The sequence below is a fragment of the Thalassospira sp. MIT121401 genome (assembly GCF_047125595.1).
GTDB classification, from domain to species: domain Bacteria; phylum Pseudomonadota; class Alphaproteobacteria; order Rhodospirillales; family Thalassospiraceae; genus Thalassospira; species Thalassospira povalilytica.
Genome location: NZ_CP138926.1, coordinates 4,565,810 through 4,585,155, shown reverse-complemented (window position 1 = coordinate 4,585,155; position 19,346 = coordinate 4,565,810). Strand labels below are relative to the sequence as shown.

General features: G+C 60.2%; 20 protein-coding genes. 12 read left to right on the top strand and 8 right to left on the bottom strand.

Annotated features, from left to right (window positions below; translation table 11 throughout):
* Positions 1-353: 353 nt before the first annotated feature.
* From SIB88_RS21060 to SIB88_RS21025, 8 genes are all read right to left on the bottom strand, one after another.
* On the bottom strand, positions 354-1,079 hold the full coding sequence (locus tag SIB88_RS21060; RefSeq protein WP_412559005.1) for a TVP38/TMEM64 family protein: 726 nt from the start codon (positions 1,077-1,079) through the stop codon (positions 354-356).
* The gene (locus SIB88_RS21055) at positions 1,076-1,228 is read right to left on the bottom strand and encodes a hypothetical protein (protein ID WP_008892259.1); all 153 of its coding nucleotides are present in this window, start codon (positions 1,226-1,228) and stop codon (positions 1,076-1,078) included. Before SIB88_RS21055 ends, SIB88_RS21060 begins: the two co-directional genes overlap by 4 nt.
* Positions 1,229-1,298: 70 nt before the next feature.
* The gene (locus SIB88_RS21050; protein ID WP_008892260.1) at positions 1,299-1,829 is read right to left on the bottom strand and encodes a hypothetical protein; all 531 of its coding nucleotides are present in this window, start codon (positions 1,827-1,829) and stop codon (positions 1,299-1,301) included.
* A gap of 638 nt (positions 1,830-2,467) precedes the next feature.
* Positions 2,468-3,109, bottom strand: a complete 642-nt coding sequence (locus tag SIB88_RS21045) for an RNA polymerase sigma factor (protein ID WP_291896742.1) — start codon at positions 3,107-3,109, stop codon at positions 2,468-2,470.
* Between the two features lie 308 nt (positions 3,110-3,417).
* Positions 3,418-4,311: a DMT family transporter gene (locus tag SIB88_RS21040; RefSeq protein WP_008892262.1), complete on the bottom strand. Its 894-nt coding sequence runs from the start codon at positions 4,309-4,311 to the stop codon at positions 3,418-3,420.
* A 117-nt stretch (positions 4,312-4,428) separates the two neighbouring features.
* Positions 4,429-5,343 carry a DMT family transporter gene (locus SIB88_RS21035; RefSeq protein WP_008892263.1) on the bottom strand — a complete coding sequence of 305 codons (915 nt, stop codon included), beginning with the start codon at positions 5,341-5,343 and terminating at the stop codon, positions 4,429-4,431.
* Positions 5,340-6,275 (bottom strand): cation diffusion facilitator family transporter, encoded by a 936-nt coding sequence (locus SIB88_RS21030; protein ID WP_008892264.1) that lies wholly within the window; start codon positions 6,273-6,275, stop codon positions 5,340-5,342. The genes SIB88_RS21035 and SIB88_RS21030 overlap by 4 nt, the downstream gene beginning before the upstream one ends.
* 314 nt (positions 6,276-6,589) lie before the next feature.
* Positions 6,590-7,051, bottom strand: a complete 462-nt coding sequence (locus SIB88_RS21025) for a sigma-70 family RNA polymerase sigma factor (protein ID WP_008892265.1) — start codon at positions 7,049-7,051, stop codon at positions 6,590-6,592.
* Between the two features lie 353 nt (positions 7,052-7,404).
* Here SIB88_RS21025 and phbB point away from each other — a divergent pair, with 353 nt between their 5' ends.
* From phbB to SIB88_RS20965, 12 genes are all read left to right on the top strand, one after another.
* Positions 7,405-8,127: an acetoacetyl-CoA reductase gene (phbB, locus tag SIB88_RS21020; RefSeq protein ID WP_008892266.1), complete on the top strand. Its 723-nt coding sequence runs from the start codon at positions 7,405-7,407 to the stop codon at positions 8,125-8,127.
* 51 nt (positions 8,128-8,178) lie between these two features.
* Positions 8,179-9,366, top strand: a complete 1,188-nt coding sequence (locus tag SIB88_RS21015) for a thiolase family protein (RefSeq protein WP_008892267.1) — start codon at positions 8,179-8,181, stop codon at positions 9,364-9,366.
* A gap of 157 nt (positions 9,367-9,523) precedes the next feature.
* Positions 9,524-10,033 carry a potassium channel family protein gene (locus SIB88_RS21010; RefSeq protein ID WP_008892268.1) on the top strand — a complete coding sequence of 170 codons (510 nt, stop codon included), beginning with the start codon at positions 9,524-9,526 and terminating at the stop codon, positions 10,031-10,033.
* A 101-nt stretch (positions 10,034-10,134) separates the two neighbouring features.
* Positions 10,135-11,448 (top strand): APC family permease, encoded by a 1,314-nt coding sequence (locus tag SIB88_RS21005; RefSeq protein WP_008892269.1) that lies wholly within the window; start codon positions 10,135-10,137, stop codon positions 11,446-11,448.
* Between the two features lie 107 nt (positions 11,449-11,555).
* Positions 11,556-12,170 carry an RNA polymerase sigma factor gene (locus tag SIB88_RS21000; protein WP_008892270.1) on the top strand — a complete coding sequence of 205 codons (615 nt, stop codon included), beginning with the start codon at positions 11,556-11,558 and terminating at the stop codon, positions 12,168-12,170.
* Positions 12,171-12,286: 116 nt separating this feature from the next.
* Positions 12,287-12,733 carry a phasin family protein gene (locus SIB88_RS20995; RefSeq protein WP_293344188.1) on the top strand — a complete coding sequence of 149 codons (447 nt, stop codon included), beginning with the start codon at positions 12,287-12,289 and terminating at the stop codon, positions 12,731-12,733.
* 15 nt (positions 12,734-12,748) lie between these two features.
* The gene (locus SIB88_RS20990; protein WP_008892272.1) at positions 12,749-13,108 is read left to right on the top strand and encodes a YHS domain-containing protein; all 360 of its coding nucleotides are present in this window, start codon (positions 12,749-12,751) and stop codon (positions 13,106-13,108) included.
* Positions 13,101-13,439: a DUF5676 family membrane protein gene (locus SIB88_RS20985; RefSeq protein ID WP_199679526.1), complete on the top strand. Its 339-nt coding sequence runs from the start codon at positions 13,101-13,103 to the stop codon at positions 13,437-13,439. Before SIB88_RS20990 ends, SIB88_RS20985 begins: the two co-directional genes overlap by 8 nt.
* The gene (locus SIB88_RS20980; RefSeq protein WP_008892274.1) at positions 13,436-15,259 is read left to right on the top strand and encodes a DUF3141 domain-containing protein; all 1,824 of its coding nucleotides are present in this window, start codon (positions 13,436-13,438) and stop codon (positions 15,257-15,259) included. Before SIB88_RS20985 ends, SIB88_RS20980 begins: the two co-directional genes overlap by 4 nt.
* Complete coding sequence (locus tag SIB88_RS20975) at positions 15,249-16,466, top strand: acetate/propionate family kinase (RefSeq protein WP_372071495.1); 1,218 nt, start codon at positions 15,249-15,251, stop codon at positions 16,464-16,466. Before SIB88_RS20980 ends, SIB88_RS20975 begins: the two co-directional genes overlap by 11 nt.
* Positions 16,459-17,469 (top strand): bifunctional enoyl-CoA hydratase/phosphate acetyltransferase, encoded by a 1,011-nt coding sequence (locus tag SIB88_RS20970; RefSeq protein WP_008892276.1) that lies wholly within the window; start codon positions 16,459-16,461, stop codon positions 17,467-17,469. Before SIB88_RS20975 ends, SIB88_RS20970 begins: the two co-directional genes overlap by 8 nt.
* A 3-nt stretch (positions 17,470-17,472) precedes the next feature.
* Positions 17,473-19,257: a PHA/PHB synthase family protein gene (locus tag SIB88_RS20965; protein WP_412559004.1), complete on the top strand. Its 1,785-nt coding sequence runs from the start codon at positions 17,473-17,475 to the stop codon at positions 19,255-19,257.
* Positions 19,258-19,346: the final 89 nt, after the last annotated feature.

The window sequence follows — 19,346 nt, the reverse complement described above, 5'->3', positions numbered from 1 at the left end:
GAGTTTGGCTGCCGGTGGCTTCCTGCCCCTGCAACCAAATTAAGCCCGCTAGTACAGCACGCTAGCGAGCTTTTCGACTCTCAAGCTATAGTCCGGAAATGCGATCGGGTACCATATGGGAACCACTAAAAATCAAGCTGTAGCCATACTCGGAGGAGGAGTGTTCGGTATTTCTGGAACTTTTGCTCATGGCGCGATGGCGCCATAGGTGTTGATGTCGCCTACGCATGGCAAGGTTGTGTTCTGTAAAATCGGGCCGACTAATGCGGCTTGGCGAGGTTGCACAAGCAAGTCACGTTGGGATTCACGCTGACATACCGCCAGAACTGCTATTGCGACGCGGGGTTCCTCGCTTATCCAAGCTTTAATAAGCGCTTCAGAGCTAGTCGGTAGCGCGCCGGAGCAGTCTTCCAGGCAAGAGGAAGCAGGGTTATGAGCCCAAGGGCGAGCACCGTTAACCCGGCACGCCGCCAGTCACCGGAGGCGAGCTCATCTCCGAAATGCGCGAGCAGGAAGCTCGCCGGGATGATACCGAACAGGGTCGCAACGGCAAAGCGCCAAGTCCTGAGCGGCGTCAGACCGGCGGCGTAGCTGATGATGTCGAAGGACAGGAACGGCATGAGCCGTGTCGCGAACACGACCGCCATGAGGGCGTTCTGGGACGTGATGAAGCGGTGCAGGACACCCATCGACAGCCGCGTGCCGAGCCATGCCTTGAGTGCGTCGTATCCGATGAGGCGCGCGACGCCAAAAGCGGTTAGGGCGCCGATCTCGGAGCCAATGGCAACGTAGAACGCGCCCCAGTAATGGCCGTAGGCCGCGCCGGAGGCGAGCGCGATCGGCGCGCTTGGAATCGGGCTCATGACAATGGCGACGGTCATCAGGCCGATGATCAAAAAGGGGCCGAGCGGGCCGAATTGCATCACAGCCTGCTCAAGCGCTGCGCCGTCGCGCAGGCGGTCCAGTATGCCGATGCGCCATAACACAAGGACGGTCGCGAGGAAGACGGCCAACACCGCCAGACCGGCGATGGTGCGAGGCCAGGGTGGATTGGGTCGTGTGTCCTGCCCTTCGTTCACATTGGTCCTTTGGTGATTTCGCTCAGGGGACGGTGCACGTCGAACAGCTTGGCGTTGAGGTTTTCAATGGCGGGCGCCAGCCCGTCCATCGCCTCGGCCACGTCCTGGCCGAAGGGACCGTTACAGACGAAGTCGAACTGCACCAGCATTACAGAACCGTCCCTTTCTCTCCTTGGGGGCGGCTGCCGCATACAGGATGCGGCAGCCGCCTTCCAGACGTTAGCGGTCTTCGTCCATCTCCATCATCATGCGCTGCTGTTCGAGCATCTGTTGCATCATCTGCTGCATCATGCCCTGCTGCTCTTGCATGCGCCCCATCATCTGCTGCATCCGTTCGGACATATCGTCCGACATGTCCCCGGACATGCCCATGCCCTGACTGCCGGATCCCTGATGGCCCGACATCCGGCCGCCCATCTGGCCCTGCATGGGCATGTTCCCCATCATGCCGTGCATCGCCTGCATCTTCTCGACCATCATCTGCATGTGCTGGCGCATGAGCTGCCGGCGCTCGGCAGGGTCTGTTGTCTCGCGGGCCTGCTGCATCATCTCCTGCATGCGCTCGAAGGACGGTCCGCCTTGCATCTGCTGCTGCATCTGCTGAGATTGGCCTTGCTGTGGCTTTGCTCCATGCTGGGCCGACAACGCACCTGCCGCGGTGAGGACGGTGAGGCCCGCGGCTATGGCGAGAGCTTTCAAACCCGGCAAACGCATCGTGCTGGAAGGTATCATCGTTCTTGAATCTGTCATCTCCGGTCTCCTTGGTTGGGATGAAAGACGCTGTAGGGGTGGAGACGGCGCAACCGGTGCTGCGTCGGACATCGGATCGCTATGGTGACCCGAAGGCACAACCACCTGGACTTACAGACGGAACGACTTGCCCGCCGTTACAGCTTCAGCCCACCTGCCGGCCCCGTGCACAATCCGGCCCCGTGCACAATCCGTCTCTTCACAGCGGCAGTCGAGGAAACCATGGATCGGGCAGATCAGGCACAAACAAATCCCCTGCTGCTGCTTTTCCAGTGCCTGCTTAGCCGTGATACAGCCGCACAGCGACATTCTTCAAGTCGGCGCCGAGGCGCTGCCGCACGATTCCGCGGATCTCCCAACAGCTCTACACGCGACATCAAGTCGGCGCATTCTGGCCTGAGCGTGGACAAGGACGCTGTGGAAACAGTTTCATATCCCGTCGCCGAATCCCGCGTCGGTCTCAGTCTAGAAGGCTTCGAGATCGTATGGGCTCATCACCTCGCGCGCACTTCAGCCTGAGTATGTCAGTAGGGGTTTGTTCTCTTTCATCGCTCCATCCTCTTGAGAGTTGAAGCCTTCGGCAAACCCGGCGCGGTTCAGCCCGCCGATAGAAGGGCAGTTGTAGAACTTTGTGATAGTTACAAGCTACAGCTCTTGCCGTCGCGCATTGATTCACAAGTGCAGTCGTCAAATCTACCTTCGGAGCAATCGGTGCAGAACGCTGCTAGAGAAACACGCAGTGCTTGGCGCGCCCGATGCAGGCGCACTCTCGCATTCGATGGTGTGATCCCAAGATCAGCTGCGGCTCGTTCACGCGGTTCATCCGACAGATCGATCCGTTCAAGAATCTCTGCATAGTCCGGGCGCAACCCCGGCACAAGCTTTCGAAGACAGCTGCAAACGCCTTTCTCGTTCGCTAGATCTACCTGGCCGTCGGCCAATACCATCTGGTCTTGCATGTAGCTGTCTTTTCGGCGCCGCCGTGCAGCCTCACTGCGGTAATGATCGGTCAGCACCGAGCGCAACACCGTATACAACCAGGCGACCACACTTTCGCTATTCCTAAGTACTGTCCCGCTGTTGATGACTCGCACGCAGAAAGTTTGAAGCACATCCTCCGCAGTGACCGAATCGCCGACCCGGCGCACGAGATAGCGACGAAATTCGTGATAATAGTCGGTGAGTGCCATTTCTATTTCCGGGGTCATCGGCCGTGACGTGTTGTCGAGCTCATCGGAAAGTGGGTCGGTTTCAATCGTCTTATGTGTTGCTACAGTCATGCTCAAAACCTCGGCCCGAGTTGGCAAGATCGGGCGATCTGGAAACATCTTCGGGCTGAGCGCCTTAGGTCAACGCACAAAAACACCCCACGCTAGCCTTGCGCTAAAACCCACCATAGGGGTCGAGTTTCGGGTTCATAATACGAGAATCGAGAGCAACGGCATTGATCTAAATCAAAGCCATAAAGAGTAACGGTACAGTAGTTCAGTAAGGGCAACCGCCGTGGTCGAAGGTAAGTCGAGAGAAATCTGTGGTGGACGCCGGGCGCGAACCTAGGCCGGGCAGCAGCAAACCAACACGGTTGCCCTTATCCGGCCATTCTGGCCGGCTTAGTCCCTCTGCGCGTCACCAACACGACCCCAAGAATCGCAAGGACAATGCCGACGATCTGCATCCAGCCAAGGGTCTCACCGTAAAACAAAGCGCCCATTGCAAGGCCGAAAATCGGGATCAGGAAGCTTAACGCGTTCGCGCGGTTGAGAGGCGCTTTCTCCAGCACGGAGAACCATAGCCAGTATACTAACGCCGACCCGAACAGACTGAGAACAAGGAGCGCGCCTACAAATGGCAACGACCATCGGATCGTTGTTGGCTCCTCCGTGGCCCAGGCGACAATAGCGAGCGGAACACTGCCGATGAGCAACTGGAGGCCCATTGCCATAAGGGCGTCGACGTTTCCGGCAATTCGTTTAATTACAACGTTGCTCACCGTGACGCCGAGTGCAGCCAGGACAATATAGGCTACTCCTAGAATGTAATTTTCTTGCCCGCCGGTGAGTATCTGGGGCGAAGTGATGACGAGTATCCCCATAAAGCCCAAGGCAAGGCCTGCTTTGCCCAGCGCGGTCAACTGTTCTTTGAGGATGATACCCGCCAGGCCCGCCGCCAACAGCGGTTGGGTGTTGGCGATTACAGTGGCGATGCCCGGGGAAACGAATTCCGCGGCATGGAACATCCCCAAGAAGCCCAGGCTGGTGGCACCTGCGCCAACGATGGCCAACATTGTCCAGATTCGACGACTTTTGGGCAGGGGCTGCCGCAATGCAAGCGCGACGATGATCAACGCTGCGCCTGCCAGGAACGCGCGCAGCGTGGCGAATGTCAGGTGAGGGGCAAATTCAATGCCGACGGTTATCAGCGGGAAGCAGGCAGCCCAAAGCAACATGACCAGAATGATTTGCGCGATGATTCCAACGGTCACTCGACTTTCATCCCATCGTCTATCCGTCCCGCGACACCACCATCACGACCTACTGGCGTTTGTCTGCCAAGTCTCGTGTCGTTGCTGATTGGATTCACACGAGTTGATCCGTTCGGTTCACGCACACTGGCAGGGATGAACGGCCCGGTTTTCCGCGCCGCGCGACATCTCGCGGGTCAACCAGAAACCGGCCCCGAGCAGCAATGCGCCACCATAGATCATGCCCTGCGCCGGGATTTCGGCGAAGATAAGGTAGCCCAGCGTTGACGCCACGACCGGCGAGACGATGATATCGACGAGCGCATAGACATTGGCGTTGAGCGTCTTGAGGACGATGGAGATGCCGAAATAGGCGAAGCCGGTCGAGACGATGCCCAGCCCCGCTGCCCAGAGCATCACCGGCAGGTCCATCCCGAGTGCGGCATAGGAGATGGTCGCGGCGGGCGTGCCGGGGCCGGCGAGGATGAGCGCTGGCGACAGGATCAGCGCCCCCGCGAGCATCGACCAGGCGATGTCGTTGCCGGCCTCGGTCTTTCCTTCGTAGCGCATGTAGGTGACCATGGCGGCGTAGATCGCGCCGTCGCCGAGTGCGACGAGGTTGCCGATCATGTGGCCGCCCTCAAGCGGCTTGGCGAGGACGATACCGGTCAGCGCGACGGCGAAGATCAGGATGTAGCTCTTGCGTGCCTTTTCACCGAGAAACAGCGCCGAGAAGATGAACACGAAGAAGGGCGCGACGCTCCAGAAGATCACCGCATTGGCGATGGGCACCAGCGTCATGGCGTAGTTGAAAACGCTGATCTGCGTGGCGATCAGCACGCCGATGATCGCGGTGTCTTTCAGGTTGCCTTTCGGAAAGCGCAAGGGCCGGCCGGTCGCCAGCGGCATGACCGCCATCAGAAAGGCGGCCGCGAAGCTCAGAGCGTAGAAATTCAGCGTCTGGATCGGGATCAGTCCGTCGGTGAGCTTCACGAACACGCCGATTGTGGCCTCCGACAGCGTGATCAGCAGGAGCAGGAGAACGATCTTCATTTCCGGCTGCGGCCCCCTGCCGTGCGCGTCACGTCGATGGCTTCAGCCCCGGACTCATCAAGGCAGGTGTCCTCGACCTGCAAGGTGACGAAGAAGAATCCGAATTTTTCTTTGAGCATGGCGTGCGCTGCCGCCAGGACCGCTTGGGGATCGGTCTCGTCGGCGACGCGCACATGACCGGAGAAGACGTAACGGCCGCTGGTCAGAGCCCAGGCATGAACGTGGTGGGCATTCGCAACGCCTTCGACCTGCTCCAGCGCGCCGGTGACATCGGACAGGCCGACGTCGGCCGGTGTGCCTTCCATCAATAGGTGAGCAGCGTCGCGCAGAATGCCCCAGCTGGCCCAGAGCAGCACGAAGCCGAAGCCCATACCAAGGATCGGATCGATCAGCAGGAACCCGGTGAATTGAATCACGAGTGCCGTCACGATAATGAGCAGGCTGCCGACGAAGGTTTGAATGATGTGCCAAAGTGCGCCTTTCACGTTCAGGTCGCTCTGGCTCTGCTTCCAGATCAAGCCGAGCGAAATAAACTCGGTGAAAAGCCCGCCCGCCGCGGCCCAAAGCATCGGCCCGGTAGGCAGCTCGATCGGGTCGGACAGCCGCATCGCACCCATTACGATCACGATGAGCGCCATGCCCAGAAGGAAGCCGCCATTGACGAGCGCTCCGATAATCTCGGCGCGGTACCAGCCGAAACTGCGATCCTCGTCGGCGGGGCGGCGGGCAAGCTTGGCGGCGACGATCGCGACTAGTACGCCACCCACCGCCGAGAAGGTGTGGAAGGCGTCGGAAATCACCGCGATCGAGCCCGTCCAGAGGCCGATGCCCATCTCGATTACGAAATAGATGCCGGTCAGCCAAGCCGAGATCACCATTCCCCGTCCGCTTGACGGCATGTGGCCGGCATGGCCGCTATGGGCTTGGCTCATTGATTCTATCCTCTCTTCACGTACTCTTTGACTACAAAGTTCTGCGTTCATTTCGCGCCACGGCGAGGCAGACGCTCCCGCGGCTACCACCGGCTTCAGCGTGAAAGGATCCAGGATCATTGCATCGCATCAGACGACCTGTCACTCCCCTCTTCGAGATCAGCCCCTATCTCATCCCTTGATTGGACGGGACAGGGGTAAATTCGCAGAAACTCGAGAGTTATTGCCAATTTATCTGTCGCTACTGTCGATTCCAAGTAAATTCTTGATTGCCGTTTTATTTCCCAGCACGGAACAGTCAAAATGTTTGGGCATCAAACCTTAAGAGGGGGTTCCAGCGTCAACATGACGAGGTGTAGGAGGGTCCGGCGGCCTAGCTGAAGTCGTCTGATGACTATCTGTTCGCTGAGACCGAGATCTGTGGCGATCCTGGTGGGCGGATGATTCAGAATTTCCGCGCGCCACACCACCTCGGCGTAGCGGGGTTCCAAGAGACGCATAAGCGTTTCGATAAACTCCTGCAGAATTGCCTCCATCTCGGTGTCGTCGGAGCCGTCCGAGTCCGGTGGACACCCAGAATCTCCCTCCCCGTCGCTATTTCCGTTCCGGCCTTTGTGTGCCGCCAAAACGCCACCATCAAGGCTGTCGCGCTGGCGTCGGCATGGCTGGCACCTTGGGGTTAAAAACCCTTCTGGATGAACGAGCTGTTCGTTATCTGGATCAATCAGGCCGGCTTTTGAAGCGGCGCGGTTTCCATCTTCCATCGTCTCGATCACTTGGCCTCGCTCCTCCGCTGCTCAAAACCGGGACGGTGTGCCCACCCGGATTTTCATTGGCGTCACATAAGACGTGAATGGGTCGCCGAAAGTTACACAAATCCTTCACGGCCACCGGAGCGGGTCGGAGCTTTCCTTCCCGTCGAACGACTATGCGATCAGCGCTCCTTGTGTAACGGAGCCAGCCGGGCATCGTCTTCTAGACATGGAGGACCCCGAAGGATTGAGCCCGTCAGGAGGAATGAACGTGATCAAAGACCTTGCCCAACGCGACACAACGCAATCTGCAGTTTTCGCACAAGGCTGCAACGGCCGTTGCAGAGCGGCTGGTATCTCTTACGGGGGTTGAAATCATGGGACGAACGGCATTGGTGACCGGCGGCACGCGCGGAATCGGCTCCGCGATTGCCAGAACCCTGCGCGATGCGGGCTATACGGTCGCCGCTAGCTACCACGGCAACGATCTGGCGGCCGAAGACTTCAAGGCGGCAACGGGCATCCCTGTTTTCAAATGGGATGTGGCCGATGACGAGGCCTGCGCCGCCGCCGTCGCGAAAATCACCACCGCATATGGCCCGGTCGAGATTCTCGTGAACAATGCGGGGATCACCCGCGACGCTATGCTCCATAAATTAACGTCAGAGCACTGGCGCGCGGTAATCGATACCGATTTGACCGCTTGTTTCACTATGTGCCGCACCGTCATTTCCCCGATGCGGGAGCGCGGTTACGGCCGCATTATCAACATCAGCTCGATTAATGGCCAGAAGGGCCAACTGGGCCAGACCAACTATGCGGCGGCGAAAGCCGGTCTTCTGGGATTCACCAAGGCGCTAGCGCTCGAGAGCGCCGCCAAAGGCGTCACCGTCAACGCCATTGCCCCGGGCTATATCGAGACCGACATGGTCGCCGACGTTCCCCCTAAGGTTCTCGATAGCATCGTCGCCCAGATCCCGGTCGGCCGCCTCGGCCAACCCGAGGAAATTGCCCGGGCCGTGGTGTTTCTGGCGAGCGACGACGCGGGTTTCATCACGGGTTCGACACTGACCGTCAATGGCGGCCAGTACCTGATCTGAGCGGAATCAGGAACCAATCCACTCAAGCGAGACAAGAAGGAAAGCACACCGATGACTCACAAGCAGGTTATGCTTTGTACCCCCGTGCGCACCGCGATCGGCACCTATGGAGGATCCTTGAAAGATCTGCCGGCGACCGAGCTCGGCGCAACGGCGATCCGCGCGACGATCGAGCGGTCGGGCGTCGATCCCTCGCTCGTTCAAACCGTGGTCATGGGACAGGTGATCCAGGCGGGCGCCAGAATGAACCCTTCACGCCAGGCGGCAATCGGTGCTGACATTCCGGTTGGCGTGCCAGCGATGACCGTCAATCGGGTGTGCGGCTCTGGGGCTCAGGCGATCGCCTCGGCGGCCCAGGAGATCATGCTCGGACATATCGACTGCGCGGTCGCCGGCGGCATGGAGAACATGGACCAGGCCCCCTACATCGTTCAAAACGGGCGCTGGGGTTATCGCATGGGTGATGCCCAGATGCACGACAGCATGCTCCGTGACGGCCTGAACGACGCCTTTTCCAGCGAGCACTCCGGCTGGCACACGGAAGACTTGGTGAAGAAGGCTCAGATTACGCGCGAAGATCAGGATCGCTGGGCCGAACGCTCTCAGCGGCGCTTTTCCGAGGCGCAGGCTGCTGGCAATTTCAAGCAAGAGATCGCTCCGGTAGAACTCAAGACTCGTAAGGAGACGACCACATTCGACGCCGATGAACACAACCGACCCGACACGACCCTCGACAGTCTGAGCAAGCTCAGGCCTGCCTTCCGCAAGGAGGGTACGATTACGGCTGGCAATGCGCCGGGACTCAACAGCGGCGCGGCGGCGATGATAATCGCCGAGGCGACTTGGGCGGAGAAGAACGGTCTTAAACCCATGGCCAGGTTGGTTTCCTACGGTGTGGGCGCGGTCGATCCCGGCATGTTCGGCCTCGGACCGGTACCGGCCGTCTTTCAGGCTCTGGAGCGGGCGGGCTGGAGCGTTGGCGATCTCGACCGCGTCGAGATCAATGAGGCCTTTGCCGCCATTGCCGTTGCGCTCGCGCGTGAGATCGGAATCGAACAAGACATCGTCAACGTCGAAGGCGGCGCTATTGCCCACGGTCATCCGATCGGCGCAACGGGGGCCGTTTTGACGACGCGACTCCTGCATGCAATGGAGCGCAATGGGGTCAAGCGGGGCTTGGTGACGCTCTGCATCGGCGGCGGGCAGGGCATCGCACTCACCTTGGAGCGGACGTCCTGATGCTGACTGTCGGATCCGCAGGTGACGGGCAGGTAGCTTGAAGATGCCGTTCAAACCTACCGTCGCTGCGTGACCATAGTGCTTCATGCCGTTTTCTCCGCGTTCAAGCGGCCACAAAGATACTTAAAAACAAGAATGCCGAAGGATAGGGGCCAAAATGCTTGTCGCGACAATACTGGCGCTGTCACTCGCCATATTGACGTTCTTATTTCATTATGCGGTTCTGCGTTGGCTGTCCGGTGGCATGGCGCGCATCGCGATGACCGCTGGTGTGCGTATCCTGGTCATCGTTCTTATGGTGACCGCAGCGCATCTCATCGAGATTGGGATTTATGCGGTCGCCTATGCGCTTGGTGATGGCGTCCTCGCCCTCGGCGGTTTCGGCGGCCTGGCCGTCGCCGAGCCGCTCGACTACCTCTATTTTTCGATCGTGAGCTACACCTCGCTCGGGCTCGGCGATGTGTTTCCTTCTGATCACCTCCGCTTCATCACCGGCGTTGAGGCCTTGAACGGCCTGTTGCTGATCGCTTGGTCGGGATCCTTCATATATATCGCGATGGCACGTCTTTGGCCGTGGCGATCCTGCACCGAGCCGACTCGCGGCAACGCGGACAAGAGGTTCAAGTCGGCCCCGATGCCACCTCAAAATACGGACAGTATGAATTAGCCTTCCAAATGCTCATAGAATATTTCTGGTGTGGGCAGAACGGCAGAGACAATGTGCAGTATAGGAATGCCCATATTCTATAGAGTGGGCGAGAGGATCTGATGAAATCTGATTACCAGGCGAACAGCATCACTCTGACCGGCGGTGTCTCGATGGGCACCGGCGTCATGATCGGAGCGGGAATCTTCGCGCTTACCGGTCAGATTGCAGAACTTGCGGGCCCGTGGTTTCCGCTTTCCTTCATCGCCGGCGGGATCGTTACCGGATTCAGCGCCTATACCTATGTGAAGATGTCGAATGCTTTCCCGTCCGCTGGCGGAATCGCAATGATCTTGCAGAAGGCCTATGGGCCGGGGGCAATTGCGGCCGCCGCCGCTTTGCTGATGGCGCTCTCCATGGTGATCAACGAGAGTCTCGTCGCGCGGACTTTCGGCGCCTACGTTCTCAGGCCATTCGAATTAGAGGCAGGCAGCATTCTCGTGCCCGCGCTTGGCGTCGGGCTGATCGTCTTCGCCTATCTTGTTAACATATCGGGCAATCGCTCCGTTGGCCTGTTCTCAGTCGTCATGGCATTCCTGAAAATCGGTGGCATCGCCGCCTTCGGCATTGCCGCGCTGGTGGCCGGCGGCTTCACCTTCGAGCCGGCGTCAGGGTCGTCGCAATCCATCCCGATCGCCGGCTTCACGGCGTCGATCGCGTTTTCGATCCTCGCATTCAAGGGCTTCACGACGATCACCAACAGTGGCGCCGAGATCGTCGATCCGCATCGCAATGTCGGCCGCACGATCATCATTTCAATCGCGATTTGCGTGGTGGTCTATCTGCTGGTCGCGTTCGCGGTCGGTTCCAGTCTCTCGCTCGACGAGATCGTCGCCGCGAAAGACTATTCGCTCGCGGAGGCAGCCGAACCGGCCCTCGGTCCTTACGGTTTCTATTTCACCATCGCGCTTGCTGTTGTCGCGACCGCCTCGGGGCTGCTCGCCAGTGTCTTTGCCGTCTCGCGCATGCTGGCGATGCTGACCGACATGAAGATGATCCCCCACAGTCATTTCGGCATGTCCGGTCCGATCCGCGAGCACACGTTGGTTTACACCGTGGTGATTGCGGGAGTCCTGACGGTGCTTTTTGATCTCAGCCGCATCGCATCGCTCGGCGCCTTCTTCTACCTGGTGATGGATATCCTGATCCATTGGGGCGTGTTCCGCCGCCTGCGCCACGAGATCGACGCGAGCGGCTGGGTACTGATTATGGCTATCGCGCTCGACGCGCTCGTGCTCGGCGTCTTTGGCGCCATAAAGCTGCAATCAGATCCGCTTATCGTGGTCATCGCGGTCGCCGCCATCGCCGCAGTGTTCGCCTATGAGCGCGTCTTTCTGTCGCGCTGGACCGCGGAGGAAAAACATGGCGGTCACTGAGCAGTTGCCAAGCCCCGCTCATCATCCGGCGATCACGCTATTTTCGAGATTTATATCGCAACAGGTGAAAATGATCTCTCGCCATATCTACGAGGCCGGGAGAGAACATGACTGACGATCAAGACAGTGATTCACCACGAGACGCTGTCCATGCAGTCATGGTGGAAATTCAGCAGGACTTCTTTCGCTTTCTCGCGCGGCGGCTCGGCAATGAAGAGGAGGCCGCCGACGTTCTGCACGATTTCTACGTCAAGGTGCTTGCCCGGGTTGGCGATGTTCGCGACACGGAAAAGCTGCGCGCCTGGATGCGCCGGGTGTTGGAGACGACGTTAGTCGACTATTACCGCGCCCAAGGCAAGAAGCGTCAAAGGGACGCGGAATACCACTATCTGGAGTCGGTGCTCTTGACCGGCGAAGCCAAGAGCGATCTCGATCTCTTTGTCTGTGTGTGCCTTTACAAACTTCTTCCGACCCTAAAGTCGGAGTATGCGGAAATCTTGTGGCGCGCCGACTTGATCGGCGAGTCCCGCCAAAGTATCGCTGGCACGCTCGGCATCACGGAGAGCAATTTTCGCGTGCGTCTGCACCGGGCCCGCCAGGCCTTGCGGCAGCAGCTGGAAGAGACCTGTCGGACCTGCCCAATTCATGGCTATCTCGATTGCGAGTGCGACTACGCCGGCCATGTTCGTGCGGAGATCGGGGAAGGACCCTCCGAACTGTAACGAATTGCTCCCCGGACCGTCTATCTGAACGACGGCCCGAATACATTGGCGCGCCGTCGCGCACCAGCTTCAGGTCACCCGTTCTCAATCTGATGGACCATCCGAAGGAGCCGACCATGCCAAACACATCCAAACCCACCAATCCCGCAGTTCTGCAGTATCGGGGGCTCGACCTCGAAGCCATCACGGCCCTGCAAATGCGTAATGTTGAAGCGCTCCGGAGCATGACGAATCTCATGTTCGACACGACGGAAGCGGTCACTAGGCGCCAGGCCGAATTCCTTGAATCCCGCGTCGGCCAGATGAGCGCGGCGTTCGAGCCTGGCGAAAACGCTTCGGATCCAAAGGCTCTTTTCGAACGGCAAGCCGAGGCCTATCGCGATCTCTTCGGGGCGCTCGCCAGCCATGTTGGGGAGCTTGCCGAGATCACGTCCAAATGCTGCGCCGGGCTGGTGCACGAGGCGAGCCGAGCGGCGGCGGGCCAGGACGACGAGAGCGCTGCCGTGAAGCGGTCGGAGAACGACGGCACCGCAGCCTCGAAGACAAGCGCAGCGAAAAAGTAGTCGCGGGCAGGGTTCATGAACGCGCTTTCCTACTTCCTGATCTGGGCGGTGATCATCTTCGTGATGATGCGCTTCGGCTGCGGCGCCCATGTCATGGGACATGGGCACGGCAAGGCCAAGCACGGCGATGCGAACCACAGCCGGCAAAAGAATGCCGAGGAGTTGCGGTGGATTCCCCCAACCAAGGACGTCGATCCCGTCTGCGGCAAGACCGTCAGTACCGACAAGGCCAAGCCGAGCGTCCATGACGGCAGTGTTTATTATTTTTGCTCGCGGGAATGCCGGGAGCGCTTTGAGGCTGCGCCCGAGCAATATGTCGGACCCGGTGCCAAGACCGAGACGCCGACGCCCCAGTTGGAGGACCGCCATGTCTGATCTCAATATCTCTTCGAGGACGCCGCCGCGCGCGGGGACGCCCCTGCCGGTTCAGTCTGCTTCAAGAATACCCGTGATGGCGCTCGGCTTGAGCCTAGGCCTCTTCCTGGCCGTCACCTTCGCTCTTTGCGTCGGCTTCGACCTTTTGTTTCCCGGCCAGGCGATGTATCAAAGCTGGTTCCGGCTCCTTCCTGGCTTCACTTGGCTGAGCTGGCAGAGCTTTTTCCTCGGCCTGGCCGAGAGCTTCGCCTATGGCTGGTATGTAGCACTGGTCTTCGCGCCGCTTTACAATTTCTTTGCCGCGCACAGTGGCCGGGGAGGCCGGCCATGACGACGGCAAAGAGGCAAAAAGCCACGACCGATGCCGGCGACAAACGGGCACCCGCACTTAAACTGGTAAGCCAGGCGGATGCCCGGCGTCAGAAGCGTGTGGAGGATGCTTCGGACGCTCGACTGCCGGGCCAGGATCTCGTCGACTACCAGGTCGACCTCTGGCAGCGGACGATCCTTTTCTGGGACACGCTCAGACAACGCGCCGACAATATGCTCGAGCATGAACGCGCCGGTTTGCCGCCGTTGCTCGACTTCAAATACGAGACGATCCTCGACGCACGGCGCTTCGAGCCTCCCGCGAACTATGCGCTCCTGCGGATTACGGAAGTCGGCGATGACTGCTGGGACGACTGCGTCGATCCCGACAAGCCGCCGGTCATCGTGGTCGATCCGCGCGCCGGGCACGGGCCGGGGATCGGCGGGTTCAAGCACGATTCCGAAGTCGGCATGGCGCTCCACGAGGGGCATCCAACATATTTCGTGATCTTTTTCCCGGAGCCATCGCCCGGCCAGACACTGGCCGACGTGTTACATGCACTCAGGCGCTTCGTGGAGGAGGTCGCCGGACGCCATTCCGGCACGCCACCTGTCCTTTACGGCAACTGTCAGGCCGGTTGGGCGATGACTCTGCTCTCGGCCGACTGTGAGGGTCTGGTTGGCCCTGCTGTGCTGAACGGCTCGCCGCTGTCCTATTGGTCAGGCGAGGCCGGCGTCAATCCGATGCGGGTGACCGGAGGACTGCTCGGCGGCGCCTGGCTCACGCATTTGACGGCCGATCTCGGCAACGGCCGCTTCGATGGCGCGTGGCTGGCCCTGAATTTCGAGAACCTGAAGCCGGAAAAGGCTATTTGGGAGAAATACGCCGGTCTGTTCCACAAGGTCGATACCGAGAGCGAGCGCTTCCTCGAGTTCGAGCGCTGGTGGAACGGGTTCTATTTCCTCAGCCGCGAAGAAATACTGGCGATCGTCGAAAACCTGTTCATCGGCAACAAGCTGGAACAGGGCATCATGCGCATCTGCGACGGCTGCATCGCCGATTTGCGCCGCATCCGCAATCCGTTGGTCATCTTTGCCTCCTACGGAGACAACATCACGCCGCCGCATCAGGCTCTGGGCTGGATTCCGACCGTATATGAGGATACGGCCGATCTGAAGAAGGCGGGTCAACGGATCGTCTATCTGACCAATCCGCATGTGGGCCATCTCGGCATCTTCGTGTCGGCCAAGGTCGCCCGCCTTGAACATCGCGCCATTCTCGAAAACCTCGATGAGATCGAAGCCCTCGCTCCGGGCCTCTACGAGATGAAGATCGACAACCCGAGCGGCGACCCCGACTGCCACAAGCCGCAATTCACCGTGCGGTTTGACGAGCGGCGGGTCGAGGATCTGAAGTTTCCGGAGCAAAGCCAGGCATTCGAACAAGTGCGGGCTGTTTCCGAGGCGGGCGAGGCGTTCTACCGGAGCTTCGTCAGTCCGTGGGTTCAGATGGCGAGCAATCCATGGACCGCGGAGTCGTTGAAGTGGCTGCATCCGATGCGAACGAGCCGTTACTTGTTTTCCGAGTCGTTCAACCCATGGATGCGCGGTGTCGCGGCTCTGGCAGATGGTATTGCCAAGACGCGGAAACCGCTGCCCGAGGATCATCCTTTGCTGGAAAGGGAACGGGAGCTTTTCGCCGAATTTTCCGGGGCGATCGAGCAGGTCCGCGAGTGGCGCGACGCCGGCTACGAACAGGCGTTCGGGCAGCTTTACGGCCAGGAGACATCCGCGGCGGGAACAGTAGGGAATGAAGGCGAGGCGAAGAACGATGGCCGTTGATGGCGCGATCCTGGTCATCAATAGTGGATCCTCCAGCGTCAAGTTCGCGCTGTTCGACGCGGCTCCCGCCGAGCCCCAGCGAACCTGGTCGGGTTCTCTGGAACGCATTGGCTTCGACGAAGGACGTTTCCTTGTGAGGGCAGCGGACGGGACGGCACTGGTCGATGAAACGCGGGCAATTCCCGACCATGACGCGGCCCTCGACCTGCTTCTGAACTGGGCCGAGGATCGCGACACGCAAGCGACACCCGTTGCCGTTGGCCACCGGTTGGTACATGGCGGAGAGGGCTGTGATTGTTCGCTTGTGGTCACGCCCGCGCTTGAGGTCCGGCTGAAGCAACTGGTCCCGCTCGCGCCCCTCCATCTGCCCCATAACCTGGCCGGCATCACGGCGGTCCGACGACAACGGCCCGATCTCCCGCAGGTCGCCTGCTTCGACACCGCGTTTCACCATGGCTTGTCACGTGTGGCGCGCTTGACCGGCTTGCCGCGCCGTTTCGAGCAAGAGGGTATCCGGCGCTACGGTTTTCACGGCCTGTCTTATGAGTATGTCATCGGCGAGGTACGCCGGCGTGACGGCGACGCAGCTGCGGAGGAACGAATCATTGTTGCCCATCTCGGCAACGGCGCGTCGATGGCGGCGATCAGGAACGGACACAGCGTCGAGACCACCATGGGCTTCAGTACACTTGCCGGCCTTCCCATGGGGACGCGTCCCGGCGATCTCGATCCCGGCGTACTCCTGCATCTCCTGATCGAAAAGCAAATGACTCCCGACGCCCTTCAACAGGTGCTCTACACCGAATCGGGCCTGCTCGGTCTGTCCGGCTTGAGCCGCAACATGGCCGATCTCCTGGCCCGGCGGGACGTTCCAGAGGCGGCGGAGGCGATCGACTTCTTCAGCCACCATGCACGCCGGCACCTGGCTGGCCTGACGGCCGCGCTCGGCGGTCTCGATCGGTTGATTTTCACCGGCGGTATTGGCGCTAACTCGCCCGAAATCCGCGCCAGCATCTGCGAGGGGCTCGATTATCTCGGTCTCACGCTTGATGCGGAGCGGAACGCCGGTCAACAACGCGTTGTCTCGACCGACGACAGCGGTGTGCTCATCGAAGCCTTCAAGACTGACGAGGAGTTGGCCATCGCGCGCCATACTCAAAACATTCTGAGGGCATCCGGAAAGGAGAATGTGCGAGCCCATGGTTGATCATCCCGCCACTCTCGAAGATCTCGTCGCACGCGCGAAGGAGCGCACGCCGATCCGCGTCGCCGTGGTCGCCGCCGATCAAGGCCTTGTCCTCGAAACGGTTCAGGAAGCCGTGGCGCTTGGCCTGATCGAGCCCCGGCTCGTCGGCGATCCCGACGCGATTCTGGCCTGCGCAGCCTCCTCCAATGTGGAGATCGACCGGGCTGCGATCGTCTCCGCAAAGAGCGACGCCGAGACAGCCCGCGCCGGTGTCGATCTCGTCCGAAACGGCGATGCCGACGCGGTCATGAAAGGTCACATTCACACCGATGCCTTCATGCGGGCCCTGCTAGACACGGACCAGGGCCTCAGACTCCCAGGTCGCCGCGTCAGCCACGTCTTCATGGTCGACATTCCAGCCTATCCGAAGCTCCTCGCGATCACGGACGCGGCCATCAACATCATGCCGGACCTCAACGCGAAAGCGCAGATTCTTGAGAACGCCATCGCACTTTTCACGCTCCTTGGCATAGAAGCACCGAAGGCAGCTGTGTTGTCGGCGGTCGAGACGGTCAATCCGGCCATTGCATCGACCCTCGACGCGGCCTGTCTCGCTTTGATGGCCAAACGGGGCCAGATTGCAGGTGCGATCGTCGATGGCCCGATGGCTTTTGACAACGCCATCTCAGCCGACGCAGCCCGCGAGAAAGGCATCGTCTCGGAGGTCGCCGGAGATGTCGATATCCTGCTGGTCCCCGATCTCGTTTCCGGCAACATCTTGGCCAAGAATCTCGAATATCTGGCCGGCGCCACGGCGGCGGGCGTCGTCATGGGCCTCGCCGCGCCGGTGGTGCTCAGCTCCCGCGCCGATCCGCCGGCCGCCCGGTTGGCGGCGCTGGCGCTCGCCGTCCTGATGCATCAACCTGCGCTGCCTCGGTCGCAGCAGTTGCAACAAGGAGAATCGGAATCGGCCATTCATTGCGCGGCTCAACCTGAAGCCGCGTGCTGTCCGATGGGAGCGTGAACCATGGGGCACCATCCAACGAAAATACGAACGGAGCAAACCGCGCTGGCAACGCCTCGCAACGAACCGATGGGAAGGGGTTTATCCCTGGATCAACCTCTCCACGCGACACTCGGGCAGATCACCGCCGGTGTGTCGCCCGTGGCGCTTGCTCAAGCGTATACGGACTGGGCGCAGCATCTCGTCATGTCGCCCGACAAGCAAATAGAACTAGTTCGGAAGGCCGCCCGCAAATGGGCGCGCTATCTGGAATACTGTTCACGGGCTTGCTCGGATCCTCATTGCGAGGCCTGCATCGAGCCCCTGCCGCAGGACAAACGCTTTGCCGGTGATCCGTGGCAGGCATGGCCATATAACGCGATCTATCAGGGTTTTCTCCTGACCCAGCAATGGTGGCACAACGCCACAACCGGCATCTCCGGCGTCTCCAGGCACCATGAAGAGGTCGTTTCCTTCGTTGCCCGGCAGTTGCTCGATATGATGTCGCCTGCGAATTTTCCGTCGAGCAACCCCGAGGTCCTGAAGGAGACCCTCGATACCGGGGGCCAAAATCTGGTACGCGGCGCGGTGAACTTCTTCGAGGACTGGCAACGCGCGGTCCGTGGGGGGCCACCTGCCGGCACGGAACGGTTTGCGGTCGGCGACAACCTGGCGGTTACACCGGGCCAAGTGATTTTCCGTAACGAATTGATCGAACTGATCCAATACATGCCGGCGACGGATAAGGTTCATCCCGAGCCTATCCTGATCGTGCCTGCCTGGATCATGAAATACTATATCCTCGACCTTAGCCCCGAGAACTCGCTGGTGAAATACTTGGTCGAGAAGGGTCACACGGTCTTCATGATCTCCTGGAAAAATCCGACGGTCGAAGATCGCGACCTTGGTATGGAGGACTATCGCCGGCTGGGCGTCATGGCCGCGCTCGACGCGGTGTCAGCTATCGCGCCGGAAAGCCGCGTCCACGGCGTCGGCTACTGCCTCGGTGGAACGCTCTTATCGATTGCTGCGGCGGCCATGGTCCGCGATGGCGACGACCGGCTGGCAACCATGACCCTCTTCGCCGCGCAGACGGACTTCACGGAAGCCGGCGAATTGATGCTGTTCATTGACGAGGCCCAGGTCAGCTTTCTTGAGGACATCATGGCCGAGCAGGGCTGTCTCGATACCAAGCAGATGGCCGGCACGTTCCAGCTGCTTCGCTCCAACGACCTCATCTGGTCGGCCATGGTTCAGAATTATCTCATGGGACAGCGCCGACCGATGTTCGACCTGATGGCGTGGAATGCTGACGCCACGCGCATGCCTGCCAGGATGCACTCCGAATATCTCCGGCAGCTGTTCCTCGATAATGATCTGGCGGACGAACGCTATCGCGTCGACGGTCGCCCGGTGTCGTTGCATGACATCCGCATTCCGATTTTTGCGGTCAGCACGCTCTCGGACCATGTCGCGCCGTGGCGGTCGGTTTACAAGATCCACAGCCAAACCAATGCTGATGTTACCTTCGTACTATCCAATGGCGGCCACAATGCCGGCATTGTGAGCCCACCTGGCAACACCCGGCGTCGTCACCAGATCGCCACCCACGATGATCTCGCGGCCTACCTGGACCCTGACACCTGGCAGGCGCGGGCCACCCACCATGAGGGTTCATGGTGGCCCTGTTGGCTAGGGTGGCTTAGCAACCATTCGGGTGAACCCGTTAAGCCCCCTGGCCTGGGGGCGGCGCGCAAGGGCTATCGGCGGCTGGGCGAAGCGCCCGGCACCTATGTGCTGATGCCCTGACCCAGGCTGTGACCCTGTCGTCCGCAGCTATGTCTGGTCCCGAATAATATCGTGCGCGGCGAGACGGATCGCGCCTGGCCCGCCTGGCC

What these genes read in the sequence shown, in the direction of transcription:
- SIB88_RS21055 (WP_008892259.1), bottom strand. Translation starts at nt 1,228, where the DNA reads ATGCTGGTGCAGTTCGACTTCGTCTGTAACGGTCCCTTCGGCCAGGAC.
- SIB88_RS21050 (WP_008892260.1), bottom strand. Translation starts at nt 1,829, where the DNA reads ATGACAGATTCAAGAACGATGATACCTTCCAGCACGATGCGTTTGCCG.
- SIB88_RS21045 (WP_291896742.1), bottom strand. Translation starts at nt 3,109, where the DNA reads ATGACTGTAGCAACACATAAGACGATTGAAACCGACCCACTTTCCGAT.
- SIB88_RS21035 (WP_008892263.1), bottom strand. Translation starts at nt 5,343, where the DNA reads ATGAAGATCGTTCTCCTGCTCCTGCTGATCACGCTGTCGGAGGCCACA.
- SIB88_RS21030 (WP_008892264.1), bottom strand. Translation starts at nt 6,275, where the DNA reads ATGAGCCAAGCCCATAGCGGCCATGCCGGCCACATGCCGTCAAGCGGA.
- phbB (WP_008892266.1), top strand. Translation starts at nt 7,405, where the DNA reads ATGGGACGAACGGCATTGGTGACCGGCGGCACGCGCGGAATCGGCTCC.
- SIB88_RS21015 (WP_008892267.1), top strand. Translation starts at nt 8,179, where the DNA reads ATGACTCACAAGCAGGTTATGCTTTGTACCCCCGTGCGCACCGCGATC.
- SIB88_RS21010 (WP_008892268.1), top strand. Translation starts at nt 9,524, where the DNA reads ATGCTTGTCGCGACAATACTGGCGCTGTCACTCGCCATATTGACGTTC.
- SIB88_RS21005 (WP_008892269.1), top strand. Translation starts at nt 10,135, where the DNA reads ATGAAATCTGATTACCAGGCGAACAGCATCACTCTGACCGGCGGTGTC.
- SIB88_RS21000 (WP_008892270.1), top strand. Translation starts at nt 11,556, where the DNA reads ATGACTGACGATCAAGACAGTGATTCACCACGAGACGCTGTCCATGCA.
- SIB88_RS20995 (WP_293344188.1), top strand. Translation starts at nt 12,287, where the DNA reads ATGCCAAACACATCCAAACCCACCAATCCCGCAGTTCTGCAGTATCGG.
- SIB88_RS20990 (WP_008892272.1), top strand. Translation starts at nt 12,749, where the DNA reads ATGAACGCGCTTTCCTACTTCCTGATCTGGGCGGTGATCATCTTCGTG.
- SIB88_RS20985 (WP_199679526.1), top strand. Translation starts at nt 13,101, where the DNA reads ATGTCTGATCTCAATATCTCTTCGAGGACGCCGCCGCGCGCGGGGACG.
- SIB88_RS20980 (WP_008892274.1), top strand. Translation starts at nt 13,436, where the DNA reads ATGACGACGGCAAAGAGGCAAAAAGCCACGACCGATGCCGGCGACAAA.
- SIB88_RS20975 (WP_372071495.1), top strand. Translation starts at nt 15,249, where the DNA reads ATGGCCGTTGATGGCGCGATCCTGGTCATCAATAGTGGATCCTCCAGC.
- SIB88_RS20970 (WP_008892276.1), top strand. Translation starts at nt 16,459, where the DNA reads ATGGTTGATCATCCCGCCACTCTCGAAGATCTCGTCGCACGCGCGAAG.
- SIB88_RS20965 (WP_412559004.1), top strand. Translation starts at nt 17,473, where the DNA reads ATGGGGCACCATCCAACGAAAATACGAACGGAGCAAACCGCGCTGGCA.